This is a genomic window from Microbacterium sp. MYb45 (genome assembly GCF_002979655.1).
In the GTDB taxonomy this organism is placed as follows: Bacteria; Actinomycetota; Actinomycetes; order Actinomycetales; family Microbacteriaceae; genus Microbacterium.
Window position 1 is genome coordinate 1,144,101 of the sequence record NZ_PCPG01000001.1, and the last position, 12,572, is coordinate 1,156,672.

The 12,572-nt window shown below is 66.8% G+C and carries 13 protein-coding genes; 5 read left to right on the plus strand and 8 right to left on the minus strand.

Annotated features, from left to right (window positions below):
• The first annotated feature begins 5 nt into the window (after positions 1-5).
• The 4 genes from CQ034_RS05490 (at position 6) to CQ034_RS05505 (ending at position 3,895) form a co-directional block, all read left to right on the plus strand.
• Positions 6-1,082: a ubiquinol-cytochrome c reductase iron-sulfur subunit gene (locus CQ034_RS05490; protein ID WP_105710173.1), complete on the plus strand. Its 1,077-nt coding sequence runs from the start codon at positions 6-8 to the stop codon at positions 1,080-1,082.
• The gene (locus CQ034_RS05495) at positions 1,079-2,890 is read left to right on the plus strand and encodes a cytochrome bc complex cytochrome b subunit (protein WP_105710174.1); all 1,812 of its coding nucleotides are present in this window, start codon (positions 1,079-1,081) and stop codon (positions 2,888-2,890) included. Before CQ034_RS05490 ends, CQ034_RS05495 begins: the two co-directional genes overlap by 4 nt.
• 79 nt (positions 2,891-2,969) lie before the next feature.
• Positions 2,970-3,377: a RidA family protein gene (locus tag CQ034_RS05500; protein WP_105710175.1), complete on the plus strand. Its 408-nt coding sequence runs from the start codon at positions 2,970-2,972 to the stop codon at positions 3,375-3,377.
• A gap of 2 nt (positions 3,378-3,379) precedes the next feature.
• Positions 3,380-3,895: a GNAT family N-acetyltransferase gene (locus CQ034_RS05505; protein WP_105710176.1), complete on the plus strand. Its 516-nt coding sequence runs from the start codon at positions 3,380-3,382 to the stop codon at positions 3,893-3,895.
• 197 nt (positions 3,896-4,092) lie between these two features.
• On the opposite strand, the gene CQ034_RS05515 is transcribed toward CQ034_RS05505, so the two are convergent.
• From CQ034_RS05515 to CQ034_RS05535, 5 genes are all read right to left on the minus strand, one after another.
• A complete protein-coding gene (locus CQ034_RS05515; protein ID WP_029261586.1) occupies positions 4,093-4,527 on the minus strand; it encodes a cytochrome c oxidase subunit 4 in 435 nt (144 codons plus the stop codon).
• Between the two features lie 3 nt (positions 4,528-4,530).
• The gene (ctaD, locus tag CQ034_RS05520) at positions 4,531-6,264 is read right to left on the minus strand and encodes a cytochrome c oxidase subunit I (RefSeq protein ID WP_029261585.1); all 1,734 of its coding nucleotides are present in this window, start codon (positions 6,262-6,264) and stop codon (positions 4,531-4,533) included.
• A 3-nt stretch (positions 6,265-6,267) separates the two neighbouring features.
• Positions 6,268-7,170, minus strand: a complete 903-nt coding sequence (gene coxB, locus CQ034_RS05525; RefSeq protein WP_029261584.1) for a cytochrome c oxidase subunit II — start codon at positions 7,168-7,170, stop codon at positions 6,268-6,270.
• Positions 7,171-7,309: 139 nt separating this feature from the next.
• The gene (gene erpA / locus CQ034_RS05530; RefSeq protein ID WP_029261583.1) at positions 7,310-7,672 is read right to left on the minus strand and encodes an iron-sulfur cluster insertion protein ErpA; all 363 of its coding nucleotides are present in this window, start codon (positions 7,670-7,672) and stop codon (positions 7,310-7,312) included.
• Positions 7,673-7,742: 70 nt separating this feature from the next.
• Entirely contained in the window at positions 7,743-9,146 is a 1,404-nt protein-coding gene (locus CQ034_RS05535) for a dipeptidase (RefSeq protein ID WP_105710177.1), read from the minus strand.
• A 45-nt stretch (positions 9,147-9,191) separates the two neighbouring features.
• Here CQ034_RS05535 and CQ034_RS05540 point away from each other — a divergent pair, with 45 nt between their 5' ends.
• The gene (locus tag CQ034_RS05540) at positions 9,192-9,764 is read left to right on the plus strand and encodes a DUF3043 domain-containing protein (protein WP_029261581.1); all 573 of its coding nucleotides are present in this window, start codon (positions 9,192-9,194) and stop codon (positions 9,762-9,764) included.
• Here the strand turns inward: CQ034_RS05540 and CQ034_RS05545 are convergent.
• The 3 genes from CQ034_RS05545 to hisD are packed head-to-tail and all read right to left on the minus strand — an operon-like array spanning position 9,739 to position 12,572.
• A complete protein-coding gene (locus tag CQ034_RS05545; protein ID WP_105710178.1) occupies positions 9,739-10,776 on the minus strand; it encodes a quinone-dependent dihydroorotate dehydrogenase in 1,038 nt (345 codons plus the stop codon). The two genes, CQ034_RS05540 and CQ034_RS05545, sit on opposite strands and share 26 nt — an antisense overlap.
• A gap of 10 nt (positions 10,777-10,786) precedes the next feature.
• Positions 10,787-11,257, minus strand: coding sequence for a transcriptional regulator NrdR (nrdR, locus tag CQ034_RS05550; RefSeq protein ID WP_105710179.1), 471 nt, complete (start codon positions 11,255-11,257; stop codon positions 10,787-10,789).
• Between the two features lie 10 nt (positions 11,258-11,267).
• Positions 11,268-12,572, minus strand: coding sequence for a histidinol dehydrogenase (hisD, locus tag CQ034_RS05555; RefSeq protein ID WP_105710180.1), 1,305 nt, complete (start codon positions 12,570-12,572; stop codon positions 11,268-11,270).

Below are 12,572 nucleotides of genomic sequence, written 5' to 3' on the forward strand. Positions count from 1 at the left end.
GCACCATGGCACACGACGACGACTCGCAGGCTCTTGACAGGGCCTACCAGCCCTCTCCGGGGCTGGGTGTCGCAGTCAGCGATCCCGTGCAGAACCCCGGGCTTCCGCCGCACCGCGAGCGGATGACCGACAAGGACCCGCGCGCTGAGAAGGCCGCTGTCCGCACTGTCTACACGCTGTTCTACCTCTCGCTGGCCGGGAGCATCTGGGCGGTCGCCGCCTACATGCTGTTCCCGATCGAGAGCGGCGCGCTCATCGACATCCGGCAGAACAACCTCTTCATCGGTCTCGGCATCGCCCTCGCGCTGCTGGCCCTCGGCATCGGTGCGATCCACTGGTCCAAGGCGCTCATGTCCGACAAGGAGTTCATCGAGCACCGCCACCCCACTCGTGGCAAGGACGCGACCCGCGAGGCGGCCATCCAGGCCTTCTCCGACGCGAACGAGGAGTCCGGTTTCGGACGCCGCACGGTGATCCGCAACTCGCTGTTCGCCGCACTCGTCGCCTCGGTCATCCCGGGCGTCACGCTCTTCCGTGGTCTCGCTCCGCACTCGACGCCGGATGACCCCACCGCGGGCGACCCGGTCGTTCTCCTCAAGCACACGATGTGGGAGAAGGGTGCGCGCCTCGTCCGCGACCCCGACGGCACCCCGATCCGCGCCGCGGACGTGACCCTCGGGTCGGCGTTCCACGTGATCCCCGAAGAGCTCGCGACGCTCAGCCACCACGACGGCTACCTCGAGGAGAAGGCCAAGGCCATCGTGCTGATGATGCGTCTGCGCCCCGAGCAGCTGATCGAGGCCGAGGACCGCAAGGACTGGTCCTACGACGGCATCGTCGCCTATTCCAAGGTCTGCACGCACGTCGGATGCCCTGTGGCTCTGTACGAGCAGCAGACGCACCACCTGCTGTGCCCGTGCCACCAGTCGCAGTTCGACGTCACGGACCACGCCAAGGTCATCTTCGGCCCGGCGGCTCGTCCGCTGCCGCAGCTGCCCATCACCGTCGATGACGAGGGCTACCTGGTCGCACGCAGCGACTTCAAGGAACCCGTCGGCCCGAGCTTCTGGGAGCGCCATTGAGCACCGCAACGCTGTCCAAAGAGGACAAGGACACCAAAGCGCCCCTCGGCGGTCGCTTCGTCGGTGCCGCGTCGAACTACATCGACGAGCGCACCAGCCTCTCCGGCTTCGTCAAGGAGCTCGGACGCAAGATCTTCCCCGACCACTGGTCGTTCATGCTCGGCGAGATCGCGCTGTGGAGCTTCGTCGTCGTGTTCCTCTCCGGAACCTTCCTGACGTTCTTCTTCCAGGCATCCATGGTCGAGACCCACTACACCGGCGCCTACGCGCCGATGCGTGGTATCGAGATGTCGGCGGCGCTCGAGTCGTCGCTGCACATCTCGTTCGACCTGCGCGGCGGGCTCCTGGTCCGCCAGATCCACCACTGGGCGGCGCTCGTGTTCATCGCCGGCATCGGCGTGCACATGCTCCGCGTGTTCTTCACCGGCGCGTTCCGCAAGCCGCGTGAGCTCAACTGGGTCATCGGCTTCGTCCTGTTCATCCTCGCAATGGCAGAGGGCTTCACCGGCTACTCGCTTCCCGACGACCTGCTCTCGGGTAACGGCCTCCGCATCATCGACGGCATGATCAAGGGTCTCCCCTTGATCGGCACCTGGACCTCGTTCCTCCTCTTCGGCGGCGAGTTCCCCGGGACCGACATCGTCGGACGTCTGTACACGCTGCACATCCTGTTGCTGCCGATGCTCGTCATCGCGCTCATCGTCGTGCACCTGATGCTGATGATCATCAACAAGCACACGCAGTTCGCGGGCCCCGGCCGCACGAACGACAACGTCGTGGGCTACCCGATGATGCCGGTCTACATGTCGAAGATGGGCGGCTACCTGTTCATCGTGTTCGGCGTGATCGTCATGATCGCGACGTTCTTCCAGATCAACCCGATCTGGAACTACGGCCCGTACGACCCCTCCCCTGTCTCCGCCGGCACGCAGCCGGACTGGTACATCGGCTTCGCCGACGGCGCTCTGCGTCTGGCGCCGTCGAACTGGGATATCGTGTTCCTCGACCGCACGTGGTCCTTCGGAATCATCGCGCCCGTGCTTGTGCTCGGCCTGTTCATCGTGGTCGTCGCGATCTACCCGTTCATCGAGGCGTGGGTCACCGGCGACAAGCGCGAGCACCACATCGCACAGCGTCCCCGCAACGCGGCGACGCGTACGGCGATCGGCGTGGCCGGCGTCATCTTCTACGCCGTCCTCTGGGCTGCGGCCTCGTCCGACCTCATCGCGACGCACTTCATGCTCACGATGGAGGGCGTGATCCACACCCTGCAGGCGCTGCTCTTCCTGGGCCCGATCCTCGGATACTTCGTCACCAAGCGCATCTGCATCGCGCTGCAGAAGAAGGACCGCGAGATCGTGCTGCACGGCTTCGAGTCGGGGCGCATCGTGCGCCTCCCCGGCGGCGAGTTCATCGAGGTGCACCAGCCGGTCGACCAGTACGACCGCTGGAAGCTCATCGATGTCGACTCCTACGAGCCGCTCGTGGTGCGCCCGAACGCCAAGGGCCGCATCCCGTGGACGGAGAACCTCCGTTCCTCGATCTCGCGCTGGTTCTTCGAAGATCGTCTCGCCCCGCTCACGCAGGCCGAGGTCGAAGCAGCCGATGCACACCAGCACCACGTCACGGCTCAGAACGACGAGACCGAGGCCGCAGAGATCCAGGGCGCTCACGAGCGCGCCGGTTTCCCTGATGCCCCGCTCACGGTCGATGAGACGCACGTCGACGAGACGCCGAACACCCCCAGCACGGTCATCGCGACGGAGCCGGTGAAGAAGCCTCGCAAGAAGAAGGAGGATGGCGAGTAGTCGCCACTCCCCCACGATGAAGGCCTCGTCCGCACGGACGGGGCCTTCATCGTTAATCCGTGAATGAGAGGATCGAACCATGTCATCCGCCGTCCAGCTGATCCGCGCCACTGCCCTCGCCGACGCCCCCTACGCCTATGCCGCCACTGCACCGGCGGGTTCGCGTTTCATCTTCCTCGCGGGAGCCTGCCCTCTGAACGACGACGGGACGACCGCCGCACCGGGCGACTACGCGGCTCAGGCGGCCCGATGCGTGCAGACGCTCGAGGCAGCACTCGACGTCGCTGGCGCGAACCTCACCGATGTCATCAGCACACGAGTGCTGGTGGCCTCCTCCGCGCAGGCCGACCTCGTCACGGCGTGGGACGTGGTCCACGCTGCCTTCGGCGACCACGACGTCCCCAGCACCCTCCTGGGTGTCACGGTGCTCGGTTACGATGACCAGCTCGTCGAGATCGAGGCCATCGCCGCCGTCGCAGGAGAGTGACCATGGAGATCCGAGTACGTCCTGCGCATCCGGCGGATGACGCGGAGACCGAGCAGATCGAAGCCGCGGCGGATACTTTGCTCGTCGACCGTTTCGACGCGGTCGACTGGCCGCCCCCGACCACTGCTCGGGAGCGCGCTTCGATGCCGGGCTTCGTGCTCGTCGCTGAGCCCCACGAGGCCTCAGCCCCCTCTTCGGGCCCCGTGGGCTTCGTGCACGTCCTGGAGATCGACGGGCACGCTCATCTGGAGCAGCTCTCTGTGCTGCCCACGTACGGCCGGCGCGGGATCGGGCGTCGGCTCGTCCAGGCGGCGCTCTCTGAGACCCGAGACCGCGGACATCGTACGATCACCCTCCGCACCTACCGTGACGTCCCCTGGAACGCGCCGTTCTACGCCTCCTGCGGCTTCACGGAGACCGAGCCGGACTCCGCTCTGCTCCGCTCCCTCATCGACACGGAGACCGCCCTCGGGCTCTTCAGGTACGGCCCTCGCGTGCAGATGACTGCCACCCTCTGATGCGTACACGCTGACGGCATTCGCTCTCTGGGCGACGCCGACGGTGTGCACTGCCGTCCTGTCGACCCACTGACCGGCATCGCACGGGCCCGAACGAGGTCATGAAGATCCCGCCGCCCGCACACGAACCGGCCCACTGGCGCGTACACGAAGAAAGCCCCCGGACGAATCCGGGGGCCTTCTTCTATTCAGATGTCTCAGCGGGCGAAGTTGCCGCGGTAGTACTCGTAGACCCAGCCGACGATCGCGACGACGAAGATCGCGAGTCCGATCGGGAGCAGGAAGTGTCCGACAGCAAGGCCGACGACGAAGACACCGGCCGAAGCCGCGAGCACGATCGGCCACCAGGACCACGGGCTGAACTCGCCGAGCTCGGGGTCACCGTCGTCGATGTCCGCCGTCAGGATGTCTTCCGGCAGCTCACCGTTCTGCGCCTTGTGCGTGCGATCGAGATAGAACGCGACCATCGCCGCCATGAAGGCTGCGAAGAACAGGGCGACAGTGCCGACCCACTCGATCCGCATCGCGAAGTTGTCGGACGGAGTGACCAGGATGTGCCAGCCGGTGTAGACGACACCGACGAGGGCGAAGAACGCTGTCAGCACCCACCAGAGAATGACGTTGTCGCGCATGACTTAGTGGGCCTCTCGCTCGCCGGGCGCCGTGGTCGCGAACTCGGCAGCCTCCGGGTGATTCAGGTCGAACGCGGGACGCTCGCTGCGGATACGCGGGATCGACGTGAAGTTGTGCCGCGGCGGCGGGCACGACGTCGCCCACTCGAGCGAAGCACCGTAGCCCCACGGGTCGTTGACCGTGACCTTCGGAGCCTTGCGGGCCGTGATCCACACGTTCAGGAAGAACGGCAGCATCGAGGCGCCGAGGATGATCGCACCGATCGTGGAGACCTGGTTCTGCCAGGTCCAGCCGTCTGCTGCGGAGTAGTCCGCGTAGCGGCGCACCATGCCGTCGACACCCAGCCAGTGCTGGATGAGGAACGTCATGTGGAAGCCGATGAACAGCATCCAGAAGTGCACGTACCCGAGACGCTCGTTGAGCATGCGACCGGTCCACTTCGGCCACCAGAAGTAGAAGCCGGCGAACATGGCGAACACGACGGTGCCGAACACCACGTAGTGGAAGTGAGCGACGACGAAGTACGAGTCGGAGAGCGCGAAGTCCAGCGGCGGGGCCGCGAGGATGACACCGGTCAGACCGCCGAAGACAAACGAAACGAGGAATCCGAGTGCGAAGACCATCGGAGTCTCGAAGGTCACCGATCCTCGCCAGAGCGTGCCGATCCAGTTGAAGATCTTCACCCCCGTCGGCACGGCGATGAGCATCGTCATGAGGGCGAAGAAGGGCAGCAGCACGGATCCGGTCACGTACATGTGGTGCGCCCACACCGCCACGGAGAGAGCGGCGATCGCGATCGTCGCGTAGACCAGCGTCTTGTATCCGAAGATCGGCTTACGGCTGAAGACCGGGAAGATCTCCGACACGATGCCGAAGAACGGCAGAGCGATGATGTAGACCTCGGGGTGGCCGAAGAACCAGAACAGGTGCTGCCACAGCAGGACACCGCCGTTGGCGGGGTCGTAGATGTGAGCGCCGAGGATGCGGTCCGCTGCAGCGGCGAAGATCGCTGCCGCGAGCACGGGGAACGCCATCAGGATGAGCAGGCTCGTGATGAGCGTGTTCCAGGAGAAGATCGGCATGCGCCACATCGTCATGCCGGGAGCGCGCATCGTGATGATCGTGGTGATGAAGTTGACGGCACCGAGGATGGTTCCGAAACCGGAGATGCCCAGTCCGACCATCCAGAGGTTTCCACCCGCGCCCGGCGAGAACGACGCACCGGCCAGCGGTTGATAGGCGAACCATCCGAAGGAGGCCGCGCCCTGCGGGGTGAGGAAGCCGGCGACCGCGATGGTCGAGCCGAAGAGGAAGAGCCAGAAGGCGAACGCGTTCAGACGCGGGAAGGCCACGTCGGGGGCGCCGATCTGCAGCGGCAGGATCGCGTTGGCGAAGCCCGCGAAGAGCGGCGTCGCGAACATCAGCAGCATGATCGTGCCGTGCATCGTGAACAGCTGGTTGTACTGCTCCTTCGTCGGGACGATCTGCATGCCCGGCGCGAACAGCTCGGCGCGGATGACGAGGGCCATCACTCCACCGAGGAGGAAGAACAGCACGGACGCGATCAGGTACATGTACCCGATGGTCTTGTGGTCGGTGGAGGTGATCCACTTGACGACGATGTTGCCCTTCTGCTCCACGCGCGAGGAGCTCATGAGAGCGGCCTGGCGGGCGGGCAGAGTGGTCGGACGCGACTGGGGAGTCTCGTCGGTACGGGGAGCTTCTGTGGTCGACATGACTTACTCCCCTCCTTCCTCGGTGTCGGTCTTCGGGGTCGTCCCCGGGAAGTTCGAGAGACGGTCGTACGCGTCGGTGATGTCGCCCGTGTTGCCCTTCTCCTCGAGCGACTCGAGGTACGCGTCGTAGTCGTCCTGAGAGACGACCTTGACGTTAAAGAGCATCATCGAGTGATACTCACCGCAGAGCTCGGCACACTTGCCGGCGTACTCGCCCTCACGGGTGGGGATGAACGACCAGGAGTTGTCCTTCCCGATGAACATGTCCTTCTTGTAGAGGAAGTCGATGATCCAGAAAGAGTGGATGACGTCGCGCGACTGCAGGTCGATCGTGACCTTCTTGTCGACCGGCAGAACCAGGGTCGGCAGCTGCGACTGATCGATGTTGCCTTCGGCGTCGGGCTGGGCCTGGATGCCCATCGTCCACACGGCGTCGGAGTTGTCTTCCTCTTCACCGTCGTACTGGAAGTCCCACGCCCACTGCTTGGCGATCGCCGTGATCTCGACGTCGGGCTCGTCCCACTTGGCCTCGATCTCGGTCTGATCACGAGCGGTGAAGAAGAACATACCCAGCACGAGGATGAGCGGCACGATCGTGTAGAAGATCTCGATCGGCATGTTGTAGCGCATCTGCACCGGGAGGCCGGTCTGGCCCTTGCGGCGACGGTACGCGATCGCGGCCCAGGCCATCAGGCCCCAGGTGATGATGCCGACGGCGAGAAGCACGATCCAGGAGTTCACCCAGAGCGAGGAGACGCGCTCGGTCTGATTGGTGGCTGCGGGGCCACCCTCCACGAAGCCCGGAAGAAAGCCGTTCAGCTCGGTGGGAGAACATCCCGCCAGGGCCAAGGCTGCCACGACTCCCACAGGGAGTGCGGCCCAACGAAGGCTGCGTTTCGAGGGCACGATGCACCTTTCAGATCGCGAACAGAGCACACCCAAGTCTAGGGCAACCTCACACCTGATTCATGCCAACCACGCAGGTTCCGAAAGCGGAACGGCCACCGTCACCCATGGTGACGGCGGCCGTTCGGCAGACGGACGATCAGTGGAAGCTGTCGCCGCAGGCGCAGCTGCCCGCTGCGTTGGGGTTGTCGATCGTGAACCCCTGCTCGGAGATCGTGTCCTTGAAGTCGATCGCCGCACCGTCGAGGTACGGGACGCTCATGTTGTCGATGATCACCTCGACGCCGTCGAAGTCGACGGTCTCGTCGCCTTCGAGGTAGCGCTCGTCGAAGTACAGCTGGTAGATCAGGCCCGAGCATCCGCCGGGCTGCACGGCGACGCGAAGACGGAGATCGTCGCGGCCTTCCTGCTCGAGGAGGTTCTTCACCTTGACGGCGGCAGCGTCGGTCAGGGTGACGCCGTGTGCGCGGGTGGTCTCTGGGGAGAGTGTGGTGTCGCTCATGTCGCTCCTTGTGACGGGCCGCAGGTGCACGGCTTCTCGGACGATTCTACCGCCGCAGATCCTGTGAGGCTCAGAGTTCTGCAGCATTCATGCGGGTGAGCAGCAGCGCCTCGGTCGCGACCGCATGGCGGAAGCTGTCGAGGTGCAGCGACTCGTTGGGGCTGTGCGCCCGCGAATGCGGGTCCTCGACACCGGTGACGAGGATCTGCGCGGCCGGGAACTCCCGCACCAGGTCGGCGATGAACGGGATCGAACCGCCGACGCCCAGGTCCACCGGCGGAACCCCGTAGCCGTCGTGCATCGCGTCGCGCGTGAGCTGCACCGCCCAGCCGCTGGTGTCGACGAGGAAGCCATCCCCCAGGTCGACATCCGAGAAGGTGAGCTCCGCGCCGAACGGAGCGTGAGCCCGCAGGTGGCTCTCGAGGGCGTCATACGCGGCCTGCCCCGTCTGCCCGGGCGCGACACGAGCGCTGATCACGACCGTGACCTCGGGAAGCAGGGTGTTGGATGCCGCCGCCACGCTCGTCGCGTCGATGCCGATCACCGTCACCGCGGGCTTGTTCCAGATCCGGCTGAGGATCGTGCCGTCACCGATCGGAGTGGTGCCGGGCAGGAGCCCTGCCTCGTCACGGAGTGTCGCCTCGGTGTAATCGGGAGTGGGCGCATCGCGCACAGTCATCCCCGCCACCGCCACCGATCCGTCGGAGTTCCACAGCGTGGAGAGCAGCTTCACGGTCGACATCATCGCGTCGGGCACCGCTCCCCCGAACATCCCCGAGTGGGACGCGTGATCGAGGGTGCGCACGCGCAGCGTGAAGCGCGCGTTCCCGCGAAGCGAGACGGTGAGGCCCGGGGTGACCGAATCCCAGTTGCCGGAGTCGGCGACGACGATGGCGTCCGCGCGGAGCGCCTCCTTGTTGTCGGAGAGGAACTGAGCGAAGGAACGAGACCCGTACTCCTCCTCCCCCTCGATGAACATCGCGATACCGAGGTCGAGGTCGTCCCCCAGCACCTCGTGTACGGCTCGGATCGACGCGATGTGCGCCATGATCCCCGCCTTGTCGTCTGCGGCGCCGCGTCCGTACAGACGCCCGTCACGGACCGTCGGCTCGAACGGCGGGGTCTCCCAGAGGGCGTCATCACCGGGAGGCTGCACGTCGTGGTGCGCGTAGAGCAGGATCGTCGGCTTGCGGTTGCGGGCCGCGCGCGTGGCGAGGACTGCCGGCTGTCCCTGCTCATCGGTGCCCGGGATCGCGGCACGGAGCACACGCACCTCGTCGAAGACACCGGTGTCCGAGGCCAGCGCAGCCACGGCTTCCGCGCTGCGCTCCAGCTGGGTCTGATCGAACGCGGGCCAGGCCATTCCCGGGATGCGCACGAGGTGGCCGAGGTCCGACAACGCGGAGGGGATACCGGTCGCCACAGCCTCGAGGACGGCGGCATCGGGCTCACGGGGAGGAACAGGAGAGGTCATGCGAGTAATCTTAAGGTGATCCCCCGCAGCGAACCGAGGAACTCCGTGGCCACTACCCCTGTCTCCCCTTCGACGAACGACGACGCCCCCGAGACGCCCGCCGTCGGAAAGGGGCGCGCGACGCCGACCCGTGCGGAGCAGGAGGCTGCCCGCCGCCGCCCCCTGGTCGCCAACACCAAAGAGGCCAAAGCCGCCGCCAAGGCCGAGCTCAACGAGCGCCGAGCCAAGGCACAGGCCGGCATGGCCGCCGGCGAGGAGAAGTACCTCCCCGTCCGCGACAAGGGGCCTCAGCGCCGCTGGGTGCGCGACTACGTCGATGCGGGCTGGCACCCGGCCGAGTTCGTGATGGGCGTCATGGTGCTGGTCATCCTCGCCTCGCTGCTGCCCACGAACATGATGATCTCGTTCTACGCGTACCTGGTGATGATGGGGTACCTGGTGATCGCGATCGGCGGCATGGTCCTGCTGGCCATGCGGGTCAAGCGCAAGGCTGCGGCGAAGTTCGGCAAGGAGCGTCTCGAGCGCGGTCTCGGCTGGTACGCGGCGATGCGGGCCCTGCAGATGCGATTCATGCGCTTGCCGAAGCCGCAGGTCAAGCGCGGGCAGTACCCCGACTGATCAGTCCCCTGTTGATCTCGCGGCCCCAGAACGGACCGCGGTACAGGAACGCCGTGTAACCCTGCACGAGAGTGGCGCCGGCTTCCAGACGCTCCTGCACGTCTGCAGCGGTCTCGACACCGCCGACCGCGATCACGCAGAAGTCGGCGGGAACCGCGCCTCGCACGACGCGCAGCACCTCGAGCGAGCGCCGCTTCAACGGCGCCCCCGACAGACCACCGGCGCCGGCGGCCTCGACCTTCGCCGCATCCGAGAGCAGGCCGTCTCGGCTGATGGTCGTGTTGTTCGCGATGATGCCGGCGAGTCCTTCGGCCACTGCCAGCTGCGCGATCGCCGCGATCTCCTCGTCCGGAAGGTCCGGTGCGATCTTCACGAGCAGCGGCGTGGCACCGGAGGCCTGCTTGACCGCCCGCAAGAGCGGGGCGAGGGTCTCCACCGCCTGCAGCCCGCGCAGCCCCGGCGTGTTGGGCGACGACACGTTCACGGCGAGGTAGTCGGCGAGCGGGGCGAGACGAGTCGCGGAAGCCACGTAGTCGGCCGTCGCGTTCTCCACGTCCACCACCCGACTCTTGCCGATGTTGACGCCGACCACCGTGTCGGGCGCTCCACGGCGCAGACGGGCCAGACGGCGCGCTGCCGCGTCCGCGCCCGCGTTGTTGAAGCCCATCCGGTTGATGACGGCACGATCGGCGATGAGACGGAACAGACGCGGCTTGGGGTTGCCCTCCTGCGGGATCGCGGTGAGCGTGCCGACCTCCACGTGCCCGAAGCCGAGAGCTGCCAGGCCCCGCACCCCGACCGCGTTCTTATCGAACCCGGCCGCGATGCCGAACGGCGAGGGGAAGGTGAGACCGAGAGCCTCGACACGCAGCGATGGGTCCGGGCGCGTCATGGCACGCGTCGCCCAGGAGAGGGGGCGCACGCCGAGAACGCGGATCACCGCCATGCCGGCGTGGTGGGCGAACTCGGGGTCGAAGCGCGAGAGGACAGCGCGGAAGAGCAGCGGATACATCCCTGCCAGATTACCGCTCCGCGGACTCCTGCTTCGTGTGGTCGGCCCGCAGATCGGTGATCGCCGCCTCGAAGTCCTCGAGCGAGTCGAACGCCTGGTAGACGCTGGCGAAGCGGAGGAACGCGACCTCGTCGAGCTCACGCAACGGGCCCAGGATGGCGAGACCGATCTCGTTCGCGTCGAGCTGCGAGACACCGGTCTGGCGAACGGCCTCCTCCACACGCTGCGCGAGGATCGCGAGGTCGGCCTCGGTCACCGGCCGCCCCTGACAGGCCTTGCGCACGCCGGAGATGACCTTCTCGCGGCTGAACGGCTCCATGACGCCGGAGCGCTTGATGACGTTGAGGCTCGCCGTCTCGGTCGTGGTGAACCGGCCCCCGCATTCCGGGCACTGGCGGCGGCGTCTGATCGACAGCCCGTCGTCGCTGGTGCGCGAGTCGATGACACGGGAGTCGGGATGACGACAGAAGGGGCAGTGCATCTGACCGATCCTACGCCGTGAAACGCGCCTCGATCGCCTCGCCGTGTGCCGGGAGCACCTCGGTTTCGGCGAGGGCCACGACACCGGCGCGAACGACTGACAGCGCCGCGCGATCATACGAGATGACCTGCTGCGGGCGCAGGAACGTGTAGGACCCGAGACCGGGCGCATACCGCGCCTGACCACCGGTCGGAAGCACGTGGTTGCTTCCCGCCATGTAGTCACCGAGGCTGACGGGAGTCTGGTCGCCGACGAAGACGGCACCGGCGCTGGTGAACGCCGCCGCCGCATTTGCGGCGTCGGCGAGGTGCAGCTCGAGGTGCTCCGGAGCATAGGCGTTGCTGAAAGCCGTCGCCATGGCACGGTCGTCGACGAGGACGATCGCGGATTGCGGACCGCTCAGAGCCGCCCCGACACGCTCGCTGTGGCGTGTGACCGCCGCCATCCGCTCGACCTCGACGGCGACCTGATCCGCGAGCCCGGCAGCATCCGTCACCAGGACGGCGGAAGCCTGTTCGTCGTGCTCCGCCTGGCTGACCAGATCCGCAGCGATGAGTCTCGCATCGGCATCGGCATCGGCCACGACGAGGATCTCGGTCGCACCGGCCTCGGAATCCGTCCCGACGACGCCGGCGACGGCCCGCTTCGCAGACGCGACATAGTTGTTCCCCGGGCCGGAGACCACGTCGACGGGGTCGAGGCCGAGCGACGGAACGCCATGCGCGAAGGCGCCGATCGCGCCGGCTCCCCCCATGGCGTAGACCTCGGTGACGCCCAACAGGCCGGCGGCCGCAAGGATCGTCGGATGGATCCGACCGCCCTGATCGGCCTGCGGTGGAGACGCCAGAGCGATCTGCTCGACGCCCGCCACCTGCGCGGGAACCACGTTCATGATCACGCTCGACGGGTAGACCGCCTTGCCGCCGGGAATGTAGACGCCCACGCGGTGCACGGGCTGCCACCGCTGCAGAATGCGCGCCCCAGGGCCGATCTCGGTGGTCTGAGGCGCCGGCACCTGGGCCTCGGACCCACGGCGCACGCGCACGATCGCCTCTTCGAGCGCAGCGCGGACGGGGGGCTCGATGGATGCGAGGGCGTCGGCGATGTGCGCGGCGGGAACCCGCACCTCGTGGCCCGTCACCCGGTCGAACTGCTCCGCCTGCTCACGGAGAGCGGCCTCACCGCGAACGCGCACGTCCTCGACGATCCGGGCGGCGGTGTCGAGCGCCTCCGCCCGAGCCTGCGTGGCGCGCGGCACGGCCGCGAGCATGTCAGCGGGCGAGAGCTCGCGCCCCCGCAGATCGATCGTGCGCAT